Source organism: Serratia plymuthica (assembly GCF_018336935.1).
GTDB lineage: Bacteria > Pseudomonadota > Gammaproteobacteria > Enterobacterales > Enterobacteriaceae > Serratia > Serratia plymuthica_B.
Genome location: NZ_CP068771.1, coordinates 3,721,412 through 3,747,429, shown reverse-complemented (window position 1 = coordinate 3,747,429; position 26,018 = coordinate 3,721,412). Strand labels below are relative to the sequence as shown.

General features: G+C 59.0%; 19 protein-coding genes. 11 read left to right on the top strand and 8 right to left on the bottom strand.

The features are described from left to right. Positions 1-76: 76 nt before the first annotated feature. From gdhA to JK621_RS17410, 7 genes are all read left to right on the top strand, one after another. Positions 77-1,420: an NADP-specific glutamate dehydrogenase gene (gdhA, locus tag JK621_RS17440; RefSeq protein ID WP_212556993.1), complete on the top strand. Its 1,344-nt coding sequence runs from the start codon at positions 77-79 to the stop codon at positions 1,418-1,420. 340 nt (positions 1,421-1,760) lie between these two features. Further along, positions 1,761-2,747: an autoinducer 2 ABC transporter substrate-binding protein gene (locus JK621_RS17435; protein WP_013814915.1), complete on the top strand. Its 987-nt coding sequence runs from the start codon at positions 1,761-1,763 to the stop codon at positions 2,745-2,747. Positions 2,748-2,846: 99 nt separating this feature from the next. Further along, on the top strand, positions 2,847-4,346 hold the full coding sequence (locus JK621_RS17430; protein ID WP_212556992.1) for a sugar ABC transporter ATP-binding protein: 1,500 nt from the start codon (positions 2,847-2,849) through the stop codon (positions 4,344-4,346). Then, positions 4,339-5,328, top strand: coding sequence for an ABC transporter permease (locus JK621_RS17425; protein ID WP_004951557.1), 990 nt, complete (start codon positions 4,339-4,341; stop codon positions 5,326-5,328). Before JK621_RS17430 ends, JK621_RS17425 begins: the two co-directional genes overlap by 8 nt. Before the next feature lies 1 nt (position 5,329). After that, positions 5,330-6,283 carry an ABC transporter permease gene (locus JK621_RS17420; protein ID WP_212556991.1) on the top strand — a complete coding sequence of 318 codons (954 nt, stop codon included), beginning with the start codon at positions 5,330-5,332 and terminating at the stop codon, positions 6,281-6,283. A gap of 30 nt (positions 6,284-6,313) precedes the next feature. Then, a complete protein-coding gene (locus JK621_RS17415; RefSeq protein WP_212556990.1) occupies positions 6,314-7,951 on the top strand; it encodes an FGGY-family carbohydrate kinase in 1,638 nt (545 codons plus the stop codon). Then, positions 7,951-8,550 carry a KpsF/GutQ family sugar-phosphate isomerase gene (locus JK621_RS17410; RefSeq protein WP_006328695.1) on the top strand — a complete coding sequence of 200 codons (600 nt, stop codon included), beginning with the start codon at positions 7,951-7,953 and terminating at the stop codon, positions 8,548-8,550. The genes JK621_RS17415 and JK621_RS17410 overlap by 1 nt, the downstream gene beginning before the upstream one ends. 37 nt (positions 8,551-8,587) lie before the next feature. Here JK621_RS17410 and rsmJ read toward each other — a convergent pair whose 3' ends face one another. The 4 genes from rsmJ to JK621_RS17390 form a co-directional block, all read right to left on the bottom strand. Further along, the gene (rsmJ, locus tag JK621_RS17405) at positions 8,588-9,334 is read right to left on the bottom strand and encodes a 16S rRNA (guanine(1516)-N(2))-methyltransferase RsmJ (protein ID WP_062868993.1); all 747 of its coding nucleotides are present in this window, start codon (positions 9,332-9,334) and stop codon (positions 8,588-8,590) included. A gap of 7 nt (positions 9,335-9,341) precedes the next feature. Beyond that, positions 9,342-11,384 (bottom strand): oligopeptidase A, encoded by a 2,043-nt coding sequence (gene prlC, locus JK621_RS17400; RefSeq protein WP_212556989.1) that lies wholly within the window; start codon positions 11,382-11,384, stop codon positions 9,342-9,344. 120 nt (positions 11,385-11,504) lie between these two features. Further along, positions 11,505-11,966: an HIT family protein gene (locus JK621_RS17395; RefSeq protein WP_212556988.1), complete on the bottom strand. Its 462-nt coding sequence runs from the start codon at positions 11,964-11,966 to the stop codon at positions 11,505-11,507. 16 nt (positions 11,967-11,982) lie between these two features. Next, positions 11,983-12,387, bottom strand: coding sequence for an ASCH domain-containing protein (locus tag JK621_RS17390; protein WP_212556987.1), 405 nt, complete (start codon positions 12,385-12,387; stop codon positions 11,983-11,985). Positions 12,388-12,521: 134 nt separating this feature from the next. Between JK621_RS17390 and JK621_RS17385 the strand changes: the two genes are divergently transcribed. Continuing rightward, the gene (locus JK621_RS17385) at positions 12,522-13,364 is read left to right on the top strand and encodes a 23S rRNA (adenine(2030)-N(6))-methyltransferase RlmJ (protein ID WP_212556986.1); all 843 of its coding nucleotides are present in this window, start codon (positions 12,522-12,524) and stop codon (positions 13,362-13,364) included. 254 nt (positions 13,365-13,618) lie between these two features. Then, positions 13,619-14,971, top strand: a complete 1,353-nt coding sequence (gene gorA, locus JK621_RS17380; RefSeq protein WP_006328703.1) for a glutathione-disulfide reductase — start codon at positions 13,619-13,621, stop codon at positions 14,969-14,971. Positions 14,972-15,065: 94 nt separating this feature from the next. On the opposite strand, the gene JK621_RS17375 is transcribed toward gorA, so the two are convergent. Then, the gene (locus JK621_RS17375; protein WP_212556985.1) at positions 15,066-15,638 is read right to left on the bottom strand and encodes a DinB family protein; all 573 of its coding nucleotides are present in this window, start codon (positions 15,636-15,638) and stop codon (positions 15,066-15,068) included. A 327-nt stretch (positions 15,639-15,965) separates the two neighbouring features. Here JK621_RS17375 and JK621_RS17370 point away from each other — a divergent pair, with 327 nt between their 5' ends. Beyond that, positions 15,966-16,460, top strand: coding sequence for a molybdopterin-dependent oxidoreductase (locus tag JK621_RS17370; RefSeq protein ID WP_212556984.1), 495 nt, complete (start codon positions 15,966-15,968; stop codon positions 16,458-16,460). Continuing rightward, the gene (locus JK621_RS17365) at positions 16,457-18,241 is read left to right on the top strand and encodes an ATP-binding response regulator (protein ID WP_212556983.1); all 1,785 of its coding nucleotides are present in this window, start codon (positions 16,457-16,459) and stop codon (positions 18,239-18,241) included. Before JK621_RS17370 ends, JK621_RS17365 begins: the two co-directional genes overlap by 4 nt. On the opposite strand, the gene JK621_RS17360 is transcribed toward JK621_RS17365, so the two are convergent. From JK621_RS17360 to JK621_RS17350, 3 genes are all read right to left on the bottom strand, one after another. Beyond that, positions 18,231-19,082 carry a helix-turn-helix domain-containing protein gene (locus tag JK621_RS17360; RefSeq protein ID WP_212556982.1) on the bottom strand — a complete coding sequence of 284 codons (852 nt, stop codon included), beginning with the start codon at positions 19,080-19,082 and terminating at the stop codon, positions 18,231-18,233. The two genes, JK621_RS17365 and JK621_RS17360, sit on opposite strands and share 11 nt — an antisense overlap. A gap of 475 nt (positions 19,083-19,557) precedes the next feature. After that, positions 19,558-22,656 carry an autotransporter outer membrane beta-barrel domain-containing protein gene (locus tag JK621_RS17355; RefSeq protein WP_212556981.1) on the bottom strand — a complete coding sequence of 1,033 codons (3,099 nt, stop codon included), beginning with the start codon at positions 22,654-22,656 and terminating at the stop codon, positions 19,558-19,560. A 69-nt stretch (positions 22,657-22,725) separates the two neighbouring features. Further along, positions 22,726-25,824: an autotransporter outer membrane beta-barrel domain-containing protein gene (locus tag JK621_RS17350; RefSeq protein WP_249337088.1), complete on the bottom strand. Its 3,099-nt coding sequence runs from the start codon at positions 25,822-25,824 to the stop codon at positions 22,726-22,728. Positions 25,825-26,018 lie beyond the last annotated feature (194 nt).

Genomic DNA, 26,018 nt, shown 5'->3' with positions numbered 1-26,018 from the left:
CATCATCCCCCACACTTTATCCATACCAATATTTATAAAAACAATGGGGGAACATTAATGCTAAAAGGAGCTATCCATGGAAAATGCCGTCTCGGTAGAATCGTTTTTGTCCTCGCTACAACGCCATAATCCTCACCAGCCCGAATATTTGCAGGCGGTAAGAGAAGTGTTCACTTCGCTGTGGCCGTTTATCGAACGCAACCCGCGCTATCGCGAACATGCGTTGCTGGAGCGGTTGGTGGAGCCGGAGCGTGCCATCCAGTTCCGCGTCAGTTGGGTGGACGATCGCGGCCAGGTGCAGGTTAACCGCGCCTGGCGCGTGCAGTTCAATTCCGCCATCGGGCCGTATAAAGGCGGCATGCGTTTTCATCCGTCGGTAAATTTATCGATTCTGAAATTCCTCGGCTTCGAGCAGACCTTCAAAAATGCGCTGACCACCTTACCCATGGGCGGCGGTAAAGGCGGATCGGATTTCGATCCAAAGGGCAAAAGCCAGGCGGAGATCATGCGGTTCTGCCAGTCGCTGATGACCGAACTGTACCGTCATCTTGGCCCGGATACCGATGTGCCCGCCGGGGATATCGGCGTTGGCGGCCGTGAAGTCGGCTTTATGACCGGCATGATGAAAAAACTGTCCAACAACACCGCCTGCGTGTTTACCGGCAAAGGGCTGTCGTTCGGCGGCAGCCTGATCCGGCCCGAAGCCACCGGCTATGGGCTGGTCTATTTCACCGACGCCATGCTGCAACGCCACGGGCTGGGCTTTGAGGGAATGCGGGTCGCCGTTTCCGGCTCGGGCAATGTGGCGCAGTACGCCATCGAGAAGGCGCTGGAGCTGGACGCGCGCGTGATCACCGCGTCTGACTCGGGCGGCACCGTGGTCGATGAGGCCGGTTTCACCACCGAGAAGCTGGCTCATCTGGCGGAAATCAAGAATCAGCGTTACGGCCGGGTGGAAGACTACGCCCGTGAGCGCGGCCTGACCTACCTGGCCGGCCAGCAGCCGTGGAGCGTACCTGTGGATATCGCACTGCCGTGCGCGACCCAAAACGAACTGGATTTGGCAGCCGCACAGTTGCTGATCCGCAACGGGGTTAAAGCTGTGGCCGAGGGCGCCAATATGCCTACCACCATTCAGGCTACCGATGCGTTCCTGGATGCCGGCGTGCTGTTTGCCCCCGGCAAAGCCGCCAACGCCGGCGGCGTGGCCACTTCCGGGCTGGAGATGGCGCAGAATGCCGCACGCATCAGCTGGCGGGCAGAAAAAGTGGATGTACGTTTACAACATATCATGGCGGATATCCACCAAGCCTGCGTCGAATACGGCGGTGAAGGGAAGCAAACTCACTATGTGCATGGCGCCAATATCGCCGGGTTCGTCAAGGTTGCCGACGCCATGCTGGCACAGGGTGTGCTGTAACCCGCCCTTAAGGTGATCTTGCTCACACCCCCGTTAAATGCTTCAATGCCGGGCTCGCCTGCCGGCATTTTTATCGCCCCAAAACGCCATTCCCACACCCACAAAGTTGCACATATGTAAATAAATATGGTTTATTTTGTTAAATAAATGATGATTTCACGTAGTAATATTACCACCGAAAGATTATTAAACATTTAATTAACATTAAAACCGCCATAATTTTACTTCAATGTGCGTGGATCACATTTCCCCAACTTCGGTTACGTCCCCCCTTCCATTCCTTTGTAATCTGCACTGGTGGAAAAACAGCCACCCCTACAGATAAAAAAGGTACAGCGAAATGAAATTTAACCTCGCATTATTAAATGCATGTGTGGTTTCTGCGTGCATGTTATCGACAACACCTGCTTTTGCCGCTGAAAAGTACGAGATCGCCGTGGTTGCCAAAGTGACCGGCATTCCCTGGTTCAACCGTATGGAAGTGGGCGTAAACGACGCGGCCAAAAAGCTCGACGTCAACGCTTACCAAACCGGGCCTTCCACGCCAGACCCGGCCGCACAGGTCAAAGTGATTGAAGACCTGATCGCCAAAAACGTTAACGCCATCATCGTGGTGCCAAACGACGCCAAAGTGCTGGAACCGGTGCTGAAAAAAGCGCGCGAGAAAGGCATCGTGGTACTGACCCATGAATCCCCGGACCAGCAGATCGGCCAGTGGGACATCGAAACCATCGACAGCGAGAAGTACGCGCAAGCCAACGTTGACGAGCTGGCGAAAGACATGGGCGGCAAAGGTGGCTACGCCATTTACGTCGGCTCGCTGACCGTGCCGCTGCACAACGCCTGGGCCGATTCCGCCATCAAATACCAGAAAGCCAAATATCCGGACATGTTCGAAGTCACTTCGCGCCTGCCGGTAGCGGAAAGCATCGATAAATCCTACGCCACCACGCTGGATTTGATGAAAACCTATCCGCAGATGAAAGGCATTATCGGTTTTGGCTCCCTCGGCCCGATCGGTGCCGGCCAGGCGGTCGCCAAGAAGCGCGCCAAGGACAAGATTGCCGTGGTCGGCATCGCCATGCCGGCGCAGGCAGCCCCTTACCTGATGCGCGGGGATATCAAGAAAGTGCTGCTGTGGGACCCGAAAGACGCCGGCTATGCGCTGGTGACGGTGGCCGACCAACTGTTGCAGGGCAAGGAAGTGACCAAAGATTTGTCGATCGAAGGGCTGGGTAAAGCCGACGTCGATATGGATAAGAAAGTGATTCGGTTTAATAAAATTCTTGAAGTCACCAAAGATAATGCCAAATCGCTGGGCTTCTAGCCTTCAGTAATATTGCGCCACACCGGGAAAGTAATTAAATAACGTCGGCGCGCAGCCTACCGCGCCCGACGATAATAAAAACCTGCACAGGTTAACGCTATGACCACATCCACCGCATTTATCACCCTGGAAAATATCAGTAAAAGATTTCCAGGCGTGCTGGCACTGGACCAGATCAACCTGACGCTGAATATCGGCGAAGTGCATTGCCTGGCCGGACAAAATGGCTGCGGCAAAAGTACCATTATTAAAATTATTTCCGGCGTTTATCAGCCGGAAAAAGGCGCCAATATTTCGCTGGAAGGCAAACTCTTTCATTCCCTGACGCCGCAGCTCTCCGGCCATTACGGCATTCAGGTGATTTATCAGGATCTGTCGTTATTCCCCAATCTGACGGTGGCGGAAAATATCGCCATTCATCGCTATCTGCCCGGCGGCCATTTCTGGGTGCGCAAGCAGGTAATGCGCCAGACGGCGCTGGACGCCATGGCCCGCGTCGGGGTGCATATCGATCCCGATAAAAAAGTCGAAAAACTGTCGATTGCCGATCGCCAACTGGTGGCGATTTGCCGCGCCATTGCCGCCGATGCCCGGCTGGTGATTATGGATGAGCCTACCGCGTCACTGACGCGTCAGGAGGTCAACGGCCTGCTGCGGGTGGTCAACGAGCTGAAAGCGGCGGGCATCTGCGTGGTGTTTGTCAGCCATCGCCTGGATGAGGTGATGGAAGTCGCCGACCGTATTAGCGTGATGCGCGACGGCAAGCTGGTCGGCACTTACCCGGCAAGCCAGCTCGACAGCCACGAACTGGCGTTCCTGATGACCGGCCAACGCTTCCACTACAGCCAACTGCCGGCACGCCCGCCAGCCGAAACCGCCCCGCTGCTCGAGGTCTGCCACCTCAGCCGGCACGGCAAATACCGGGACATCAATCTTTCGCTGCGCGGCGGCGAAATAGTCTCGATCGTCGGGCTGCTCGGCGCAGGCCGCACCGAGCTGTGCCTCAGCCTGTTCGGCATGACGCGCCCGGACAGCGGTGAAATCAAAATCGACGGTCAACCGGTGCGGCTGCACAACAACCGAGAAGCGGTGCGCCACGGCATCGGCTACGTGTCGGAAGATCGTCTGACCCAGGGGTTGATCATGGAACAGTCGATCTACGACAACACCATCGTCACGGTGTTCGATCAACTGCATACCCCGCTTGGGTTGCTGGATCACGCCAAGGCGACCGCGCTGGTCAACCGGCTGATCCGTGACCTGAACATCAAGGTGTCCGACAGCGCTCTGCCGGTCAAAACCCTGTCCGGCGGCAACGCCCAACGTATCGCCATCGCCAAGTGGGTGGCGACCCAGCCGAAGATCCTGATCCTCGACTCGCCCACCGTCGGGGTGGATATCGCCAACAAAGAGGGGATCTACCAGATCGCCAAAGATCTGGCCGAGCTCGGCATGGCGGTGTTGATGATCTGCGACGAGATCCCGGAAGCCTATTACAACAGCCATCGGGTGATGGTGATGCGCAAAGGCGAACTGATCGCCGAGTTTTCGCCGCACCACAGCACCGAACAACAGATCGCCGAGGTGGTGAATGGATAAGTCATTACTGGCCCGCCTGGCCGGCCGGCATGAGTTTTACCTGGGCCTGCTGGTGTTGCTGCTGGCCATTGGCCTGAGCGCCGGCACCAGCGAATTTCTGACGCTCGGCAACCTGACCGACGTCGCCACCAGCTACGCCATTCTCGGCATTCTCGCCTGTGGCCTGTTCGTGGTGCTGATTGCCGGTGGCATCGACATTTCGTTCCCGGCCATCACCGCCATCGCCCAGTATGTGATGGCTACCTGGGTTATTCAGCACGGCGGCGGCTTCCCTTTGGCATTCGTGCTGGCGATGGGCGTCGGCCTGTTGCTCGGGCTGGTGAACGGTTTTCTGGTGTACTGGCTGAAGGTGCCGGCCATCATCATCACCATCGCCACCCTGAACCTGTTCTATGGCCTGCTGGTATACGCCACCAACGGCACCTGGCTGTACGGGTTCCCGGACTGGTTTATGGACGGTATCAACTGGTTCTCGTTCCAGGGCGCCGATGGCTACGACTACGGCCTGACGCTGCCGCTGCTGTGCCTGCTGGCGGTGGTGATCGTCACCGGCGTGCTGATGAACTTTACCCGCCTCGGCCGCCAGATCTTCGCCATGGGCGGCAACCGCGATGCGGCGTCGCGCCTGGGGTTGAACCTGCTGCGGCTGCACTTCTACGTTTATGGCTACATGGGCATTCTGGCCGGCATCGCCGCAGTGGTTCAGGCGCAAATCACCCAGTCGGTCGCGCCCAACTCGCTGCTCGGCTTTGAGCTGACGGTGCTGGCGGCGGTGGTGCTCGGCGGCACCAGCATGACCGGCGGCCGCGGATCGCTGACCGGCACGCTGCTTGGCGTCGTGTTGCTGGCCTTCCTGCAAAACGGCCTGACGCTGCTCAGCGTGTCGGCTTATTGGCACCAGGTGTTCAGCGGCGCGATCATTTTGATCAGCATCAGCAGCACCGCCTGGAATGAAAAACGCAAGCTGGCCAAGGAGCTATGACATGAATTCGTTAACCCGCCTGATCCCGAACGATCGGATCATCCGCCTGCAAAGCGCGATCATCATCGCCGTGGCGCTGCTGTTTGCCGGGCTGCTCGGATCGCGTTTCTTCAGCGTCGGCAACTTCCAGTCGATCGCCTCGCAGCTGCCGATCCTCGGCATGCTGGCGCTCGGCATGGGCATTACCATGCTGACCGGCGGCATTAATCTGTCGATCATCGCCGGTGCCAACGCCTGCTCGCTGGTGATGGCGGCGATTATCGTCAGCCACCCGGATCAACCGCTGTTTTTAGCGCTGGCGCTGCTGGCCGGGCTGCTGGTCGCGGTCGCCATCGGCGCGCTTAACGGCGTGCTGATCGCCTGGGTCGGCGTTTCGCCGATTCTGGCCTCGCTCGGCACCATGACGCTGATCGCCGGCCTGAATATCCTGCTGTCCAACGGCGCGGTGATCTCCGGTTTCCCGGCGGTGATTCAGTTCTTCGGCAACGGCAGCCTGCTCGGCATTCCGGTGGCGCTGCTGCTGTTCCTGCTGGTGGCCGTCGGCCTGTGGCTGCTGCTGGAGCACACCTCGCTGGGCCGCAGTTTGTATCTGATCGGCTCCAACGAACAGGCTACCCGGTTTAGCGGGGTCAATACCGCCCGGGTGCAGATCGCGGTGTATATCCTGTCGGCCTTGCTCGGCTGGGGCGCAGCCCTATTGATGATGGCCAAGTTCAACTCGGCCAAGGCCGGTTACGGCGAATCCTACCTGCTGGTGACCATTCTTGCTTCGGTGCTGGGCGGCATTAATCCGGACGGCGGTTTTGGCCGGGTGCTTGGCCTGGTGCTGGCGCTGATTGTGCTGCAAATGCTGGAAAGCGGCCTCAACCTGCTGGGCGTCAGCAGCTATCTGACCATGGCCCTGTGGGGCGGTGTGCTGATCCTGTTTATCGCATTACAGAATCGAAAAGTTTAGGTTGCGGACACGACCTTTAGGAGAAGAATAATGGCGAGTTATTTTATTGGCGTAGATGTAGGCACCGGAAGCGCACGCGCAGGGGTATTCGATCTCAACGGCCGCATGGTCGGGCAGGCCAGCCGACCCATCGATTTGTACCGCCCGCAGGCGGACTTTGTCGAACAGTCTTCGGACAATATCTGGCAAGCGGTGTGCAGCGCGGTGCGCGATGCGGTCAACCAGGCCGACATCAACCCGATTCAGGTCAAAGGGCTGGGGTTCGACGCCACCTGTTCGCTGGTAGTGCTGGATAAAGAAGGCCGGCCGCTGACCATCAGCCCGTCCGGCCGCACCGAGCAGAACATCATCGTGTGGATGGATCACCGGGCGATCGTTCAGGCCGAGCGCATCAACGCCACCAAACACCGGGTACTGGACTTCGTCGGCGGGATCATCTCGCCGGAGATGCAAACCCCCAAAATGCTGTGGCTGAAGCAGCATATGCCGACCACCTGGGCCAATGCCGGCTACCTGTTTGACCTGCCGGATTTCCTCACCTGGCGCGCCACCCAGGACGCCACCCGTTCGCTGTGTTCGACGGTGTGCAAATGGACTTACCTCGGCCATGAGCAGCGCTGGGACAAAAGCTATTTCAAACAGATTGGGCTGGAAGACGTGCTGGAACACGACGCAGCCAAGATCGGCAGCGACGTCAAAATGATGGGTGAACCCCTGGGCCACGGCCTGACGCAGCGCGCCGCCGGCGAGATGGGCCTGATTGCCGGTACGGCGGTCAGCGTGTCGATCATCGACGCTCATGCCGGTACCCTCGGCACGCTGGGCGCCACCGGGGTTTCCGGCGAAGTGGCGGATTTTAACCGCCGTATCGCGCTGATCGGCGGGACGTCTACCGGCCATATGGCGATGTCGCGTACCGCGCGCTTTATCGGCGGCGTGTGGGGGCCGTATTACTCGGCGATTCTGCCGGAATACTGGCTGAACGAAGGGGGGCAATCCGCTACCGGCGCGCTGATTGACCATGTGATTCAGTCTCATCCGTGCCATCAGGATCTGCTGGCGCAGGCGAAAACTCAAGGGCAGACCATCTATGAGGTACTGAACGCCCTGCTGCGCCGTATGGCCGGCGAACCGGAAGACATCGCCTTCCTGACCCAGGATATTCACATGCTGCCGTATTTCCACGGCAACCGTTCGCCGCGCGCCAACCCGACGCTGACCGGCACCCTGACCGGGCTGAAGCTGTCGCGCACCCCGGAGGACATGGCGTTGCACTATCTAGCGACCCTCCAGGCGATCGCGCTCGGCACCCGCCATATTATCGAAACCATGAACCACAGCGGCTACAGCATCGACACCATTATGGCCAGCGGCGGCGGCACCAAGAACCCGCTGTTCGTGCAGGAACACGCCAACGCCACCGGCTGCGCCATGCTGCTGCCGGAGGAGAGCGAAGCGATGCTGCTGGGCGGTGCGATGATGGGCACCGTGGCGGCGGGCGTGTTCGACACGCTGCCGGAAGCGATGAGCGCCATGAGCCGCATCGGTAAAACCGTCACGCCGCAGACCAACAAAATAAAAAGCTATTACGACCGCAAATACCGCGTGTTCCATGAACTGTATAACGACCATATGAAATACCGCCGGCTGATGCAGGAGGAGGCGTGATGCAGCAGGAATGGCAGCGTGCGGCGGAGGCCTGGGCCATTTACAGCCGTGAACTGGCGCAGCTCAGCCAACGCATCGACGCGCCCACCTGGCAACGGCTGCTGACGCTGCTGGCGGCGTGCCGGGGCAAGATTGTGGTCACCGGCGTCGGCACCTCCGGCATCGCGGCGCGCAAGATTGCCCATATGCTGGCCTGCGTGGAACGGCCGGCCATCTACCTGAACGCCACCGACGCGGCGCACGGCGATTTGGGCTTTCTGCGCGGCGATGATCTGATGATTTTGATTTCGCGCGGCGGCAATTCCGACGAACTGACCCGCCTGCTGCCGACGCTGCAGGCCAAAGGCGTACCGCTGATTGGCGTGACGGAAAACCCGGATTCGGCGATCGCCCATGCGGCGCAGCTGGTGATCCGCACCGGGGTGGAAAACGAGATAGATCCGCTCAATATGCTGGCAACGACGTCTATCGTGCTGGTATTGGCGATTTTCGATGCCGCCTGCGCCTGCCTGATGGAACGCAGCGGCTACAGCAAGGAAACCCTGCTGGCGGTGCATCCGGGCGGTGACGTGGGGAAAAGCCTGCGCGAGCAGGAATAACAACGGGGGCGAAGAGTTTCGCCCCCCGGGAATAAGCTTACAGCGGCATATAAATATCGAAGCGGTGGCTTTTGGTCAGGCTGGCCGCGTGCGCAGGCACGTTGGCCAACGGCGGGGCGTAATCCGGCCGCTTCACCACCACCCGCTTGGTCGCCAGCCGACGCGCCGGCTCCAGCAGGCCGTCGGCGTCGTCATCACTGCCCACCAGCGACTGAAATACCCGCATCTCCTTCTTCACCAACGCGCTTTTTTGCTTGTGCGGATACATCGGATCGAGATACACCACTTCGGGCCGCGGATCGAGGCCGGTCAGCGCGGTCAGGCTGGAGGCGTGCAGCAGCGTCAAACGCTCACGCAGCCACGGACCGATTTCCGCATCCTGATAGCCGCGTTGCAGGCCGTCATCCAACAGCGCGGCAACCACCGGGTTGCGTTCCAGCATCCGCACCTTGCAGCCCAGCGAAGCCAGCACAAAGGCATCGCGCCCCAGCCCGGCGGTCGCGTCCACCACCTCCGGCAGGTAACTACCCTTGATGCCGACCGCCTTGGCAACCGCTTCGCCGCGCCCGCCGCCGAAACGGCGCCGATGCGCCAGGGTGCCGGAAACGAAATCGACGTAAATCGCACCCAGTTTGGGTTCGTCGCGTTTGCGCAGCTCCAGCCGTTGCGGCGTCAACACCAGCGCCATCAGCGCGTCGTCGTCCGACGTTAACTGCCAGCGCTCCGCCAGAATAGACAAGGCGCCGGGATCGGCGCCTTCTTCACACAATAAACACACACTCACCGGTGAGTTATCCTTTAATGCCGTAATGGCGCAGCATAGCATCCAGCTGCGGCTCACGGCCACGGAAGCGTTTGAACAGCGCCATCGGCTCTTCCGAACCGCCGCGCGACAGGATGTTGTCGAGGAAGGATTTGCCGGTTTCGGCGTTGAAAATCCCCTCTTCTTCAAAGCGCGAGTAGGCATCGGCAGACAGCACTTCCGCCCACAGATAACTGTAGTAACCCGCCGCATAACCGCCGGCAAAGATATGGCTGAAGGCGTGCGGGAAGCGGCCCCAACTCGGTGAAGGCACCACGGCCACCATTTTCTTCACTTCCGCCAGCGTCGGCAGGATTTGCGCGCCGCGTGAAGGGCTGTACTCGGCGTGCATACGGAAATCGAACAGGCCGAACTCCAGCTGGCGCAGGATAAACAGCGCCGCCTGGTAATTTTTGGCCGCCAGCAGCTTGTCGAGCATCTCTTTCGGCAGCGGCTCGCCGCTCTGATAATGGCCGGAGATAAAGGCCAGCGCTTCCGGCTCCCAGCACCAGTTTTCCATAAACTGGCTCGGCAGCTCGACCGCATCCCACGGCACGCCGCTGATGCCGGAGACGCCGGCGGTATCGATTTGGGTCAGCATATGGTGCAGACCGTGACCGAATTCGTGGAACAGCGTGGTCACTTCGTTATGGGTGAACAGCGCCGGTTTGTCGCCCAGCGGGCGGTTGAAGTTGCAGGTCAGGTAGGCAACCGGCTTTTGCAGCGAGCCGTCGGCCTTGCGCAGGCTGCCGACACAGTCGTCCATCCAGGCGCCGCCGCGTTTGTTCTCACGCGCGTACAGATCAAGGTAGAAGCTGCCGCGCAGTTCGCCGTCAGCATCGAACAGGTCAAAGAAGCGCACTTCAGGATGCCAGGTATCCACATCCTTGCGTTCTTTGGCGGTGATGCCGTAAATGCGTTTCACCACTTCAAACAGCCCTTCGACTACGCGCTGTTCAGGGAAGTACGGGCGCAGTTGTTCGTCGCTGATGGAGAACAGGTGCTGTTTTTGTTTTTCACCGTAATAGGTGATGTCCCAGGCTTCCAGCTCATCCGCGCCGTAATGCTGTTTGGCGAAGGCGCGCAACTGCGCCAGCTCTTTCTCGGCCTGCGGGCGGGCGCGCTTGGCCAGATCGTTCAGGAAACCGATCACTTGCTCCGGGTTTTCCGCCATTTTGGTCGCCAGCGATTTGTCGGCGTAGCTGGCGAAGCCCAGCAGTTCAGCCAGTTCGTGGCGCAGCGCCAGCGTTTCCGCCATCACTTCGCTGTTATCCCATTTGCCGGCGTTCGGCCCCTGATCGGAAGCGCGGGTAGCGAAGGCGCGGTACATTTCTTCACGCAGTGCACGGTTGTCGCCGTAGGTCAGCACCGGCAGGTAGCTCGGCATATCCAGCGTCAGCAGCCAGCCATCCTGCTCTTTGGCCTGCGCCATCGCCTGGGCCTGTGCCAGCGCGCTTTCCGGCAGGCCGCTCAGTTCGGCTTCATCGGTAATCAGTTTGCTCCAGCCCATGGTGGCGTCGAGCACATTGTTGCTGTAGGTGGAACCCAGCTCGGACAGGCGCGCGACGATCTCGCCGTAGCGCCGCTGTTTTTCCGGCGACAGGCCAATGCCCGACAGTTCGAAATCACGCAGCGCGTTTTCCACCGACTTGCGCTGTGGCGCGGTCAGTTGGTTAAACGCTTCGCCCTCTTTCAGGCTGCGATAGGCCTGGTACAGCCCCTCATGCTGGCCCACCCAGGTGCCGTATTCAGACAGCAGCGGCAGCGCCTGTTCGTAGGCGGCACGCAGCTCCGGGCTGTTTTTGACCGAATTCAGATGCCCGACCGGCGACCAGATGCGCGACAGGCGATCGTCCGACTCCGCCAGCGGCTGACACAGGTTATCCCAGGTGAATGGCCCCGGCTGCGCGACCACGCGCTCTACCGCAGCGCGGCAATCAGCCAAGGCGGATTGCACCGCGGGCACGACATCTTCAGGGCGAATGGCGGAAAACGGCGGCAGGGAAAACGGTGTCAGCAACGGATTTGTCATAGGGCAGTCCTGATTAGCGTTGGGGCCCGCCGCAGCGGGCAGGCCTTAAAATGCGGATGAATATCTAACATGGAGCCAAGCGGCTGGAAAATCAATGGCCGGGCGTTGATAGATAGTGCCTTAAAGGGTGCTCTGGCGGATTTTCGCCGCCAGCGCGGCCAGATGCCCATCGTCGACGCGCGCGGCATCGTGCGAAGACAGATAGCCCTCGTAGCGATCGAAAAACTTGCTCGATTTGGACTCTATCGGCTGCCATTGAGCCAGCCCGGCGGTGCCGTGCATCGGGATCAGTTTGGCATGCACGTGATCGACGCCAAAACCCTCGAACACCATGCCGCAGCGGCCCACGTCGTCAAACGCCCGGTCGAGCAATTGCGCCACCCGTTTGGTCGCCAGCATCAATTCGCTGAGCGCCGCGTCCGGCAGCGCAAAGGCGTAGCTGTCAAAGTGCGCCTTGGGGATCACCACGCTGAAGCCTTCGGTATTGGGGTAGATGGACAGGAACGCCATATGGGCGTCGTCCTCCCAGATTTTATGGCACGGCACGTTGCCCGCCACCATGTCGCAAAAGATGCAGCTCATGTTATCTCCTTGTGATTCACAGCGTTTCGACCAATTCAAACTCTTCAAACACCAGCCACATATCCGGTGCGAAGCTGCCTTCACGGGTGAAAAACGCCCGGTGCCCCTGCCGCCAGAACGCCAGGCTTTTATCCCCTTCCCCCTCTTTGGCCGCCATCTCGGCGGTGACGTCACAGTAGCGGATCAACCGCAGGGAGAGCGTTCGAAGCACGCAGGCGGGTTCCCCGCGCCCATCGAGGATGACGTTATAATCGCCCAGCATAGGCGACTTCTCTTGCCGGTAACTGGCATAAGAACCGCAGGTCGCCGTTTTATCCCCGCTCAGCACCAGCTGCAGCAGTTCATTGGCCAATTCGGGCCCATCGCCGAATGCCCAACGCGCAGCGTCGGGGTAGCGGTCCAAAATCGCGTTTTCGCTCATCGTCTTATCACTCCCTTAATGACCTGCGGCAACGCAGTTCAGTTTTTCCCTGCCAGACAGTTTATACTGTGCAGATTATAAGCCTTCATTATCTTCAGCACGCTCCGCAGGAGCACAAGGAATTACCACCAGCCATGTTAAGTTACCGCCACAGTTTTCACGCCGGCAACCACGCCGACGTGCTCAAGCACACCGTTCAGAGCCTGATCATTGAATCGCTGAAAGAAAAAGATAAACCTTTCCTGTACCTGGATACCCACTCCGGCGCAGGGCGCTATCAGCTGAGCGGTGAGCACGCCGAACGCACCGGGGAATACCTGGAAGGCATCGGCCTGCTGTGGCAACGTGACGATCTGCCGGAAGAGCTGGCGGCTTACATGAGCGTGATACGCAACTTTAACCGCACCGACAAGCTGCGTTACTACCCTGGCTCGCCACTGATTGCCCGTCAGTTGTTGCGCCCGCAGGATAAAATCCACCTGACCGAGCTGCACCCGAGCGATTTCCCGCTGCTGCGCAGCGAATTCCAGAAAGACGAACGCGCCAAGGTGCAACGTGCCGACGGCTACCAGCAACTGAAATCCCAGTTGCCGCCCCTGTCGCGCCGTGGGCTGATCCTGATGGACCCGCCGTACGAGATGAAAACCGATTATCAGGACGTGATCAAAGGCTTGCAGGAAGGTTACAAACGCTTTGCCACCGGCACTTACGCGCTGTGGTATCCGGTGGTGATGCGCCAGCAGATCAAACGCATGCTCAAAGAGCTGGAAGCCACCGGCATCCGCAATATTCTGCAGATCGAACTGGCGGTAAGACCCGACAGCGATCAGCGCGGCATGACCGCCTCCGGCATGATCGTGATTAACCCGCCGTGGAAGCTGGAACAGCAGATGAAGAACGTGCTGCCGTGGCTGCACAAGACGCTGGTGCCGTCGGGCAATGGCCACCATTTGATCAACTGGGTGGTGCCGGAATAAGCCCACCGGGCGCGGTACGCCGCGCCTTCATACCCTATAGCTTTCAAGTTGCAGCTAGGCGGCCAACTCGCTCATCCCCAGGCGCTTACTCAAGTAAGTAACTGGGGTGAGCGAGTGCAGATAACAACGCTGCAACTTGAAAGATGACGGGTATATCCCACCTATCGCAACCATCGACGCAATCTTTGCGACAAACCCGTATCAGGCGTTAAACTCTTACCCTCTTCGATTCACACAATTCATGGAAATCCCAGATGACCAAACATTACGATTATCTAGCAATTGGCGGCGGCAGCGGCGGCATCGCATCGATCAACCGGGCAGCCATGTACGGCCAGAAATGCGCGCTGATTGAAGCCAAGGAACTGGGCGGCACCTGCGTAAACGTGGGTTGTGTACCGAAAAAAGTCATGTGGCACGCGGCGCAGATCGCCGAAGCCATCCACCTGTACGGCCCGGATTACGGCTTCGATACTACCGTCAACGCCTTCGACTGGAAGAAGCTGGTCGCCAACCGCACCGCCTATATCGACCGTATCCATAATTCCTACGACAACGTGCTGGGCAAAAACAAAGTCGACGTGATTAAAGGTTTCGCGCGCTTTATCGACGCCCACACGGTGGAAGTGAACGGCGAGAAGATCACCGCCGACCATATCCTGATCGCCACCGGCGGCCGCCCGAGCCACCCTGACATTCCAGGCGCCGAATACGGCATCGACTCAGACGGTTTCTTCGAGCTGGACGCAATGCCAAAACGCGTTGCGGTGGTCGGCGCGGGCTATATCGCGGTGGAGATCGCCGGCGTGATGAACGCGCTGGGGGCCGAAACCCACCTGTTCGTGCGTAAACACGCACCGCTGCGCACCTTCGATCCGATGATTGTCGAGACCCTGGTGGAAGTGATGAACACCGAAGGGCCAAGCCTGCACACCGAATCTGTGCCGAAAGCCATCGTCAAGAACGCCGACGGCAGCCTGACGCTGCAACTGGAAAACGGCAAGGAATTCACCGTCGACAGCCTGGTGTGGGCGATTGGCCGCGAACCGGCGACCGATAACCTGAACCTGAGCGTAACCGGGGTGAAAACCAACGAAAATGGCTATATCGACGTCGATAAATACCAGAACACCAGCGTAAAAGGCATTTACGCGGTGGGCGACAACACCGGAGCGGTTGAACTGACCCCGGTCGCGGTCGCCGCCGGCCGTCGTCTGTCCGAACGCCTGTTCAACAACAAGCCGGAAGAACACCTGGATTACAGCAACATCGCCACCGTGGTGTTCAGCCACCCGCCGATCGGCACTATCGGCCTGACCGAGCCGGAAGCTATCGAGAAATTCGGCGCCGACAGCGTGAAAGTGTATAAGTCTTCCTTCACCGCCATGTACAGCGCCGTAACGCAGCACCGCCAACCGTGCCGCATGAAGCTGGTGTGCGTGGGTAAAGAAGAGAAGATCGTCGGCCTGCACGGCATCGGCCTGGGCATGGACGAGATCCTGCAAGGTTTCGCCGTCGCCATCAAGATGGGCGCCACCAAGAAGGACTTCGACAACACCGTGGCGATCCACCCGACCGCAGCGGAAGAGTTCGTTACCATGCGTTGATTTGCCTGCCCGGCGGCCTATGCCGCTGGGTAAACGGCAACAAAAAAGGTCAGGCGCCTCAGGGCCCTGACCTTTTTTTATCGCGATACCCGGCTTAACGGGCCGGGTTGAAATGATCCCTGATAAACACCGGCAGGTCGTTTGACGGCGGCGTGAAGGGCACCTGATACATCATGTCGCCGACAAAGCCGCGGTGATAGGTAGCGTGATTCACCAGGTGCAGCACGATTTCTTCCTGCGTCATCACGCCTTCACCCCCACCGACAAACTCGAAATGGACGGCCTTCGTCAGATCCTCGTTTGACCAGGTATCCACCAGATCGACATACCAACGGTCCATTTCCTGCACCGCCTGCCACAAATCCTCTAGCGCCGGCGTATGCTCGGTATTGCGCGCGGTATAGCCGTGTTTTTTCCCCTGCAGATGGTGCCTGAAAATATCGTCTACCACGTAGATATGGTTCAAGGTATGCACCATATTGCCAAACCGCGTCGGGCGCTGTTTCAGGGCTTCGCCCTCCGGCAACGACCTGACGTTGCTGAACGTCAATGCATCCGCCCAGGCTTTGTAACGCACCAGCATTTTCAACGTGTTGAGGGCCGAGGCCATCGGCGCAGTCTGAACGGCAGTTTCACTGAGAAGCGAGTTATTCGTAACCACTGACATGCTGTGAACTCCTGATTGCAACATTTAACGTTTTAAAAAGCGTCGATGACCCTGCGCCAGTCACCTGATTGTGCATCAAATCAACCAGGTTGCGTCAGCGCCTGGTTTTTTTATTTCACCATTGCCATCCCATCCCCTTTTTCACCGAGCTCGGGGAGAGGCCATATTTGGCGGAAAATGCCTCTCTCGGACCAGGGTCATGCCCCGGCCTGCCTATTTTCACTTTCTTTACCTTTCCCTCCGGCACAACCCTGTGTTTTCTGCCATGATTTTGCCTGTTAAATTAGCAGGCCTTATGCAGACTTCCGCTACTTCTGGAGAGCACCGATGCTGTTCACTTTTTTTAAAAACGCCGCGTGGGCATTTTTTGCGCTGGTCATCGTTCAATCCAGCGCGCTAAGTTTCACTCTGGAAGTGACAGGCAATATCGAAAATGCCACCGACCCGGCAAAAAAAAGCTATCTGTTTACCGATAAGCAACTGTTGGCAATGCCGGTGCACAGCATCACCACCTCAACCTCCTGGACGCCGCAAAGAAAATTCGAAGGGGTGGCCGTGGCGGATATTCTGGCGCGCGTGGGGGCCAAAGGCAGCACGCTGACGTTTTATGCGCTGAACGATTATTACATCGACGTGCCGCTGTCCGACGTCGAGAAATACCATATAATTTTGGCCTACAAGATGGACGGCGAAATGCTGAAGATCAGAAACTTCGGACCGCTGTTTTTGGTTTATCCAAGGGATGCCGCAGGGCCTGAGTTAAATTCCCCACTCTACAACTCGCGCTTTATCTGGCAAGTGGACAGGATTGCAATTAAATGAAGCTTAAAGGATTTAAAAGCGGCAGCAGGCTGGCGATCCCCGCGATTTTTGCCGCGCTTTTTTTGGTTGCCTCTACGGTAACGCTGTATTACTACAGCGCCACCCTGTCAAAGAAAGGGCTGTATGCCATTGCCGGCACTCAGGAAAATTACTCTTGGTCGATCGCAAAATTCGCCATCAAGCTGGCTGAATTTGAAACCCTGGTAGAACAACAGAAAAATGCGCCGCGGGTGGATAGCGAAGATCTCAGGCTTAAATTTGAAATCCTGTACTCACGCTTTTACGTGCTGGAAACGGTGTCCGAATCCACGCAGCCGCTGTATGCCGAGCCGGGTTATCCTGAAGTGGTCACCCAAATGCGCCGGCAAATGGATCGGATCGATACGTTGCTGGATAGCCCGACGATTGACTTCACCCACATTTCTCAGGCCATGAAGCAAATCAAGCCCTACTCGATTGAGATGGCCAACCTGACCGATCACGCAGAAGTGAAGCAGCGTACTGTCGCCTATGAAGACTATATCGAAAAGCGACACATCATTTTTTATGGCCTGGTGATCGTCATGTTCTCGGTGATCGCGCTGATTGCCATCACCCTGATTGTGTTGCGCCAGCAGCGCCTGACCATCCGGCAGCAGGCCAAAGCGATTGAGGCGGAGAAAGCCACACGCAGCAAAAATGCCTTTCTCGGCGCCATCGGCCATGAGTTGCGTACCTCGCTGCAAAGCATCATGTCCGCCATTGACGTGTTGATGAATACTAAAGTGTCGGCCGAACATGCGGACACCTTCCAGCGGCTGGAAACCGCCGCGCAGCAGGTTGAGAGCCAGATGAAGGACCTGACCGATTATGCTCACCTGGACAGCGGCATGATGGAGCTGCGCATAGTGCCGTTCGACGCCCAAGGGTTGATCGAGGAAACGGCGAATGAAATCACCAGGCTGAGCCAGAAAGATCGGGTTACGCTACTGTGCGAGGTTGAGTGCGGCCACCAGCAAATACATTCCGATCCGCTGCGTATCAGGCAGATTATCGTCAACCTGCTGACCAACGCCTACAAATACACCGAAAACGGCACCATCACGCTGCACAGTTGCCTGCGGCGGCAACCTACCGGCAGTTCGCTGATTATCGAGGTCACCGACACCGGTATCGGCATCGAAAAAGAGATGCTCGACCAGATATTCAAACCCTTTACCCAGCTTGATCAGTCGCACACCCGGCAGTATGGCGGCGTCGGTATGGGGTTGGCGATTGTGCATGGGTTGGTGACGCTGCTCAACGGCACCATTACCGTCTACAGCGAAATCAAGAAAGGCAGCACCTTTATCGTCAGCATCCCTGTCGAGATCGGCGATGAAGAGGAATCGGCCGCAACACCGGCGCAGCACCACGGCCTGACGCAGAAGCAGCAGCATATTCTGGTGGTGGATGACAATAAGTCGGTAAGCGACGCCTTTGCGGCTCTGTTGGACAAACTGGGTTACCGGCACGAGCTGTGCAATTCGCCTGAACGGGCGCTGCAAAAGCTGTTCCGGCGCCCTTACGACGCGCTGCTGCTGGACCTGCAAATGCCCGGCATCGATGGCGCCGCGCTGGCCAAACAGTTGCGTAGCCGCCGCGGCCCCAACCGCCAGGTGCCGATTATCGGCATCAGCGCCTACCCCTCGGAACAACTGTCTGCCGAACAACGGGCGCTGTTCGATAACTATTTAATGAAGCCGGTGCGGTTGGACGCGCTGTCCAACGCATTGGCCTCGCTGTTCACCGCTAAAGATTAAAGCACCGCAACAGGGCAGCTTCGATGACGTGAAGCCGCACTGGCTTTTCATAGGGGCCGAGCACGTCATAGTCACGCATCGCTTTGGCGATTTCCGACTCGCGCTGATCGGTGCCCAACTGGCCGGTCAGCACCAGTACCGGCGCATCCGGGTTGTCGGAGTTGCGGATGGCTTCAATGCATTTATCCGCCGTTTCCTCGCCGATCAGCCAGTCGACCACATAACCGTCGAACAGGCTTTGTTGCAGCGCCTGGCAAAAACTGCCGACGTCGTAGAATGCCACCGCCGTGAAACCGCGGCCATCGAGGTATTTTGCCAGCTCATCCGCCGCCTGGTGCGAATCATCCAGCACCGCAATGCTCAAACGCTCATCATCGGTATGGCTCGGGCGGATCTCTATCAATTCAACCCAAAAGCGTTTACCCAACGGCGCATCGTCCGCGCGATAAATCTGCCATTGCTGGTCCGGCTTCAGCGCCACGAACTCCGCCTGCCGCCCAGCCGGCAGTTCATCGCCGATATGGCCGACACAGGCAATTTCCGCACCCGCCACAAAAAAGATGGCATCCTGCGCCATAGTTTGCGCCGCTGCCTCCTGTTCGGCGCCCATGTCCGCGATAGCCGCCGGCGTTTCACCCAATGCAGCAGCTACGCTGTTAATCTGTTCCAGCGTCCAGGGGCTTTGCCCTTTCAGTTTTCGATGCGCATGTGAAAAACTCAGATCCAGAATACGGCTAAGCTCTTTTGCATGCTGCCGCTTACCAATGCCGTAATGCAAAAACAGTTCCCTGACCCGGTTTGCAATCGACAACGAATCGAATTTTTGGTGATTGTTATCCATTTTTCCCTTCGATTTTTCTGCTTATTTATCAATTATTTTAATTATTAATTATGAAGAAGTATCAACAAAACATTGCATACCATGCAATCTTAATTTAAAAACGTTGCTTGACATACCATGTTCTATAGTCAAACATGGTATCAAAAGACACATACAGCAATACACTATAAAAAATAATACTAGAACCACTTTTGATAATAACCATAATAACACCAGGGAAAATTAGTTCCGATTGCCGCTACTGAAGGATGCCTGCATTCACTCAGTTTGTAAGCAAACCGGGATTTGAGCCGTAGCGCTAATCTGTTTTACCCACTTTTGAACCGGGATCCGCAAGGGTCTCGGTTTTTTATTGCCGTTTTCTCGCCAAACGGCGCGATGCATCATACGGACAGCTTCCCTTGCCGTCACTGTTACCCGGCCCCAATAAAAACGGGGCCAGCAAGCTGACCCCGTATCTTTCAGGCTAAGGTCGTTAAAAACGCCAGGTAAAACCGGCGTTGACGCTGTTGTCCTGATGGTTTTGCGACAGCAGGCCGCCATAACCCAGCGACAGCGTGGCGTTTTTGTTCACCGCCACTTCCGCGCTGGCCTTCAGCACCGCACCGTCACGCGATGCCGACACGCTGTTCACCACGAACGGCGAGCTGCCGCCGTTGAAGCGCAACCCGGTGCCGCGATCCAGATCGCCGTACTGATGCTGCCAACCCAGTTCGCTGCGCAGCGCCACCGAGGTGGCTTTCGTCGCCTGCCACTCGGTATCGGCGCGCAGTCCCAACGTCGAGACGGTGGCGTCGGTGTGCTGTTTGTCGCCATGCAGCGCCGCCGCACCGCCGTCTTCAGCGATGCCGTTGTTCTGGAAGTTGATGTACGCCAGGTTGGCGAACGGCTCCAGGTTCACCCAACCGGCCTTCACGCTGTAACCCGCTTCGGCGAACACCTGCTCAGTACGCGCACTGTACTTCGCGGTTTCGCGGTCCGACTGCGCGCCGTAATTGACCGAGCGCGAGGTATCGATGCGGTGCCAGGTGTAGGCGCCGCCGGCGCGCAGCGCCAGCTCGCCGAACTGCTTGCCGCCGTACACCGCCAGGTGATAGTTGTCGCTGTCGGCGTTCGAACCGTAACCGCCGTCCAGCGAGGTGCGGGTATAGCCGGTCGCAACCCCTAACCGCCCGTCGTCAGCCAGCGCCGCGTCCAGCCCCAGCAGCACACCGTAGGTCGAGGCCTGGTAGCCGGTGGCGTTGGCATCCCCCGATGCGTGGTCCCAGGCGCCCAGCAGCTGCGCCCAGGCACCGCCTTCATCGGCCTTGATGTCCGGCGAGGTCGCCAGCCCTTCCGCCTGCCGCAGGCGGCCGTTGAGCGCCTCACGCAGGTAGCGGCTGTCGTTGACCTGCGCCGAGGCGATATCCGCGTGGATCTGCCCCGACAGCTGACGGAACGCCTGCCGCGCTTCCCCCGCCGAACCGGCGCTGAGGAGGCTCTCGTACACCGGGTTACCCGCCACCAGCGCATCCGCCGCCGCCGCCACCGCACGCTCGTTCTGCGTTTTCGCCACGCTGGCGAAACGGGTGTCGTTGCGGCCCACGTTCAGCGTCACCTGATTAGGCTGATAACTCAGCCCGGTGCCCAGGAACAGATAATTCGGTGCCACCGAGTCAAACTGCCCGCTGACGCCCTGATCCGCCGTCAGAATGCTGTACTGCCGGCCGAGCAGGCTGCGCACTTCGCTCTGCGATAACAGATTAGGGCTGTTCTCCAGCGAGACCGCCACCTCACCGCCGCCGATCGTCGCCGATCCGCCGCTGTGGATCCGATCGCTCTGGCCGTTCGGCGCGACTTCCACCGCATAGCGCGAACCCGGCTCGAAGCTGACGTTGTTGGCCACGTTGAGCGTGCCGATCGAGTTGCCCGGCGCCACGGTGCCGCCACGGCGAGCGGTCAGCGAACCGACGCTGCCGGAGCCGCCCAGAATACCGGCGTTCTGCACCGTCACCGCCGAGGTAACCGAACCGTTGATTGCCAGCAGACCCTCGTTAACCAGCGTCGGGCCGGCGTAGGTATTGGCACCGGTCAGCATCAGCGCGCCCGTCCCCTCTTTGGTCAGGCCGCCGTGGCCGGAAATGTTATTTGAGTACACTTCCCACCCGCAGTGGAAGTCATCACAAATGCGCGCATGCAACGTGCCTTGATCGACCTCCGCCCCCTGCCCTGGAATATTGGCGACAAACTGCGTCGAACCGTAGGCCACACCGTCCGGATCGGGAATACGGAACTCCTGCGGAATATCTTCAGCGGTATAGAACATCCCCGGCCCGTTAATCGCTTTGCCCAGGTTGATCATCCCCCAGCCGTACAGCGCATCGATACCCGGCGCGCCCATATCGGTGGCGGTGGTTTTCAGCACGTCGGCAATTTGCGCCGATGTCATGTACGGGAAACGCTGCAGCAATACGGCGACCGCGCCGGTCACGTGCGGCGTCGCCATCGAGGTGCCGTTTTTATTGCCGTAGTCCGAGACCAATTGATTCGGATCTGAACCGTTGGCCACGGTGCTGTAAATTTTACTGCCCGGCGACGAGACGCAGAAGCTGGCGGTATAACCGCAGCGCGAAGAGAAGCTGCTGAGGGTGTAAGGCACGCTATTGGTGGAAGCGGCATCTTGCGCGACGCTGGCAACCGACAGCCAGTTAGGCGCAATATCCGGCACAAAATACGCCAGACCGCTGATCACATCCGGTTGGTTGTAGTTACCGTCATTACCGGCGGCAAACAGCACCAGAATGTTTTTACGGGCGGCGTCGATCGCCCCCTGATACCCCGCACCGGCCAGGCTGCCGAGCAGCGGTTTAACCTGATCAAACTGTTCTTGCGCGTCTTTTAACTCAAAATGCAGAGCGTCGGGGGTTTTGCCATTGTCCGAGAGAAAATCGGGAATACTGACGCCCCAGCTGTTGTTGATCACCCGTACGCCGTTGTTGATCATCGCCTGCCAACCTGCGTTGGTCACGCTGCCGTCCAGCCCGAGGAACTCGCCGTAAGCCGGACCGTCATTGTCGTTGTCCACGCTGACGATCTGCGAATCAAAGGCAACGCCGTGCATGCCGGTACCGTCACGATTGGCGGCAGTGATACCCGCCACATGGACCCCGTGATTACTCAACAACCCTTGCGATCCGCTGTAAAAATGGAAGGTCCCGTCGAAGTAAAAACGATCGCCGGCATTAATCCCCGGCCGATGCGGATCGGTATAGGCGCGATAGCCTTCGGTCACCACGTTGGTCAGCTTGCCGTCGCCGGCAAATTCTGGATGCTTGTTCACCGGGGTATCGAAGATCCCCACCTTTTGCCCTTTGCCGGTATACCCCGCCGCATAGGCCTCATCGGCATGGATCGCGCCCAACCCCCAGTTGGCATTGAATTCATCGCTGCGCCAGCTGGCCGGATCGCCGAGGTTGCCGCCCACGTCATGCGGAGCCGCCTGCGCCCCTCCCACCGCCAACATTGCGCACAGCAAGGCGTTCAGTTTCCAGGCTGGCGCCAATGCCGATTTATCGTTTCCTGCAGATTGCTTCATTCCCTTATCCTTTTTGTTTTACGTAAAACCGCCCCAGACGGGGCGGCTGTGCCGTTTGTTTTTTTAAGATCAGAAATGCCAGGTAAAACCGGCGTTGACGCTGTTGTCCTGATGGTTTTGCGACAGCAGGCCACCATAGCCCAGCGACAGCGTGGCGTTTTTGTTCACCGCCACTTCCGCGCTGGCCTTCAGCACCGCACCGTCACGCGATGCCGACACGCTGTTCACCACGAATGGCGAGCCGCCGCCGTTGAAGCGCAATCCGGTGCCGCGATCCAGATCGCCGTACTGATGCTGCCAACCCAGTTCGCTGCGCAGCGCCACCGAGGTGGCTTTCGTCGCCTGCCATTCGGTATCGGCGCGCAACCCCAACGTCGAGACGGTGGCGTCGGTGTGCTGTTTGTCGCCATGCAGTGCCGCCGCACCGCCGTCTTCAGCGATGCCGTTGTTCTGGAAGTTGATGTACGCCAGGTTGGCGAACGGCTCCAGGTTCACCCAACCGGCCTTCACGCTGTAACCCGCTTCGGCGAACACCTGCTCAGTACGCGCACTGTACTTCGCGGTTTCGCGGTCCGACTGCGCACCGTAATTGACCGAGCGCGAGGTATCGATGCGGTGCCAGGTGTAGGCGCCGCCGGCGCGCAGCGCCAGCTCGCCGAACTGCTTGCCGCCGTACACCGCCAGGTGATAGTTGTCGCTGTCGGCGTTCGAACCGTAACCGCCGTCCAGCGAGGTGCGGGTATAGCCGGTCGCAACCCCTAACCGCCCGTCGTCAGCCAGCGCCGCGTCCAGCCCCAGCAGCACACCGTAGGTCGAGGCCTGGTAGCCGGTGGCGTTGGCATCCCCCGATGCGTGGTCCCAGGCGCCCAGCAGCTGCGCCCAGGCACCGCCTTCATCGGCCTTGATGTCCGGCGAGGTCGCCAGCCCTTCCGCCTGCCGCAGGCGGCCGTTGAGCGCCTCACGCAGGTAGCGGCTGTCGTTGACCTGCGCCGAGGCGATATCCGCGTGGATCTGCCCCGACAGCTGACGGAACGCCTGCCGCGCTTCCCCCGCCGAACCGGCGCTGAGGAGGCTCTCGTACACCGGGTTACCCGCCACCAGCGCATCCGCCGCCGCCGCCACCGCACGCTCGTTCTGCGTTTTCGCCACGCTGGCGAAACGGGTGTCGTTGCGGCCCACGTTCAGCGTCACCTGATTAGGCTGATAACTCAGCCCGGTGCCCAGGAACAGATAATTCGGTGCCACCGAGTCAAACTGCCCGCTGACGCCCTGATCCGCCGTCAGAATGCTGTACTGCCGGCCGAGCAGGCTGCGCACTTCGCTCTGCGATAACAGATTAGGGCTGTTCTCCAGCGAGACCGCCACCTCACCGCCGCCGATCGTCGCCGCTCCGCCGCTGTGGATCCGATCGCTCTGGCCGTTCGGCGCGACTTCCACCGCATAGCGCGAACCCGACTCGAAGCTGACGTTGTTGGCCACATTGAGCGTGCCGATCGAGTTGCCCGGCGCTACGGTGCCGCCACGGCGGGCGGTCAACGAACCGACGCTGCCGGAGCCGCCCAGAATACCGGCGTTCTGCACCGTCACCGCCGAGGTGACCGAACCGTTGATAGCCAGCAGACCCTCGTTAACCAGCGTCGGGCCGGCGTAGGTGTTGGCACCGGTCAGTACCAAGGTGCCAATACCCTGCTTGGTCAGGCCGCCGTGGCCGGAGATAGCATTGCTCCAGACGTCCAGCCCGCAGTGAACATCGTCGCATACCCGCTCAGTCGGTTTGCCCTTGTCCAGTACCGCGCCGATGCCCGGCAGATTCACCACAAACTGCTCGGGACCATAGGCACCACTGACGCGAAACTCCTCCGGAATGTCCTGTTCGGTGACGAACATGCCAGGACCGCGAATCGCTTTGCCCAGATCGATCATCCCCCAGCCGTACAGCGCATCGATACCCGGCGCGCCCATATCGACGGTGGTGGTCTTCAGTACCGAAGCTACCTGCGCGCCGGTCATGTACGGGAAGCGCTCCATCAGCACCGCAATGCTGCCGGCCACGTGCGGCGCCGCCATCGAGGTGCCGCTGTATTTAGCGTAACCCGTGGTCAGATTCTCCAGGCTGTTGCCTTCGATGATCGAGCTGTAGACTTTGCTGCCCGGCGCGGCAACGCAGAAGCTGGCGGTGTAACCGCAGCGTGAAGAGAAGCTGCTGATGCTGTAATCGCCGCTGTTGTTCGGATCTTGCAGGCTGGCGACGGAAAGCCAGTTGGGGGCAATCTCCGGCACAAAATAGGCCAGGCCGGCCATTGCATCCGGGTTATTCAGGTTGTAGTCATTACCGGCGGCAAAAATGGTGACGATGCCGCTGCGCGCCGCATCGATAGCGCCCTGATAGGCACCGCCGGCTTTGGTGCCCAATATCTGTTTGATTTGATCGAACTGTTTCTGCGCGTCGGCGAGAGTGAAATGAGGGTAAGCCGGATCCTTGCCCCCCTCATCGAACTTCTCGGTGATGCCGATACCCCAGCTGTTATTGATGATGCGCGCACCGCTGGCGATCAACGCATCCCAACCGGCTTGGTATACCGCGCCGTCGTTGCCGAGAATGATGCCGTCTTCCGGCCCCGGGTCACCGTTTTCCGCGCTGATGATTTGCGCATTGAACGCCACGCCGTGCATTTCGCCGCCATCGCGGTTGCCGGCTGCAATACCGCCTACATGGGTGCCATGTGAACCGAGCGTGCCGTCTGAATCCACGCTCGGCGTGCCGTCATAACGGAATGCGTCGCCTTTCTTCACCGGGATATAAGGATCGGTGTACTCGCGGATGCCGGTCGTGACCAGGTTGATCACCTTGCCCTGGCTGGCAAACTCCGGATGTTGGGCATATACCGGCTGATCGAAAATACCGAGCTTAACGCCTTTTCCAGTATAACCGGCGGCGTAGGCCTGATCGGCATGGATCGCCCCCAGGCCCCATTCAGCGTTGAATTCGCTACTGCGCCAACTGGCCGGATCGCCCTGCCTGCCGCTCTCGACATAGGGTGCAGCCTGCGCTCCGCCGATCGCCGCCAGACATAAAAGCACTGCGCTCCATTGCGCGCGATTCACGCCAATTTCAGGCCAGCCAAAGGCCGCCTGAACAGGCTTGTCTCCTCTACGTTTACTTTCCATCCCAGATACCATCCATTGTTGTTTGCAAATGTTTTATTGGTTTTTTTGTGTAACAGTTTCGTAACACCAAATAAATAAAGCACAACAATCTCAAGCACGCCTAATGAGTCAATCGCGAGTTCGCCTGATTGGGACCGATAACCGTTATGTAAAGGAGGTGGGATGCATAAGGATTTCAAATGACCAGAAATGGC

Bases quoted from the DNA above. Each gene is read 5' to 3' on its own strand.
- JK621_RS17435 (WP_013814915.1), top strand. From the start codon at position 1,761: ATGAAATTTAACCTCGCATTATTAAATGCATGTGTGGTTTCTGCGTGC.
- JK621_RS17415 (WP_212556990.1), top strand. From the start codon at position 6,314: ATGGCGAGTTATTTTATTGGCGTAGATGTAGGCACCGGAAGCGCACGC.
- JK621_RS17420 (WP_212556991.1), top strand. From the start codon at position 5,330: ATGAATTCGTTAACCCGCCTGATCCCGAACGATCGGATCATCCGCCTG.
- JK621_RS17410 (WP_006328695.1), top strand. From the start codon at position 7,951: ATGCAGCAGGAATGGCAGCGTGCGGCGGAGGCCTGGGCCATTTACAGC.
- JK621_RS17350 (WP_249337088.1), bottom strand. From the start codon at position 25,824: ATGGAAAGTAAACGTAGAGGAGACAAGCCTGTTCAGGCGGCCTTTGGC.
- JK621_RS17375 (WP_212556985.1), bottom strand. From the start codon at position 15,638: ATGTCAGTGGTTACGAATAACTCGCTTCTCAGTGAAACTGCCGTTCAG.
- prlC (WP_212556989.1), bottom strand. From the start codon at position 11,384: ATGACAAATCCGTTGCTGACACCGTTTTCCCTGCCGCCGTTTTCCGCC.
- JK621_RS17395 (WP_212556988.1), bottom strand. From the start codon at position 11,966: ATGAGCTGCATCTTTTGCGACATGGTGGCGGGCAACGTGCCGTGCCAT.
- JK621_RS17425 (WP_004951557.1), top strand. From the start codon at position 4,339: ATGGATAAGTCATTACTGGCCCGCCTGGCCGGCCGGCATGAGTTTTAC.
- JK621_RS17430 (WP_212556992.1), top strand. From the start codon at position 2,847: ATGACCACATCCACCGCATTTATCACCCTGGAAAATATCAGTAAAAGA.
- JK621_RS17390 (WP_212556987.1), bottom strand. From the start codon at position 12,387: ATGAGCGAAAACGCGATTTTGGACCGCTACCCCGACGCTGCGCGTTGG.
- JK621_RS17385 (WP_212556986.1), top strand. From the start codon at position 12,522: ATGTTAAGTTACCGCCACAGTTTTCACGCCGGCAACCACGCCGACGTG.
- JK621_RS17365 (WP_212556983.1), top strand. From the start codon at position 16,457: ATGAAGCTTAAAGGATTTAAAAGCGGCAGCAGGCTGGCGATCCCCGCG.
- gorA (WP_006328703.1), top strand. From the start codon at position 13,619: ATGACCAAACATTACGATTATCTAGCAATTGGCGGCGGCAGCGGCGGC.
- JK621_RS17355 (WP_212556981.1), bottom strand. From the start codon at position 22,656: ATGAAGCAATCTGCAGGAAACGATAAATCGGCATTGGCGCCAGCCTGG.
- JK621_RS17360 (WP_212556982.1), bottom strand. From the start codon at position 19,082: ATGGATAACAATCACCAAAAATTCGATTCGTTGTCGATTGCAAACCGG.
- gdhA (WP_212556993.1), top strand. From the start codon at position 77: ATGGAAAATGCCGTCTCGGTAGAATCGTTTTTGTCCTCGCTACAACGC.
- JK621_RS17370 (WP_212556984.1), top strand. From the start codon at position 15,966: ATGCTGTTCACTTTTTTTAAAAACGCCGCGTGGGCATTTTTTGCGCTG.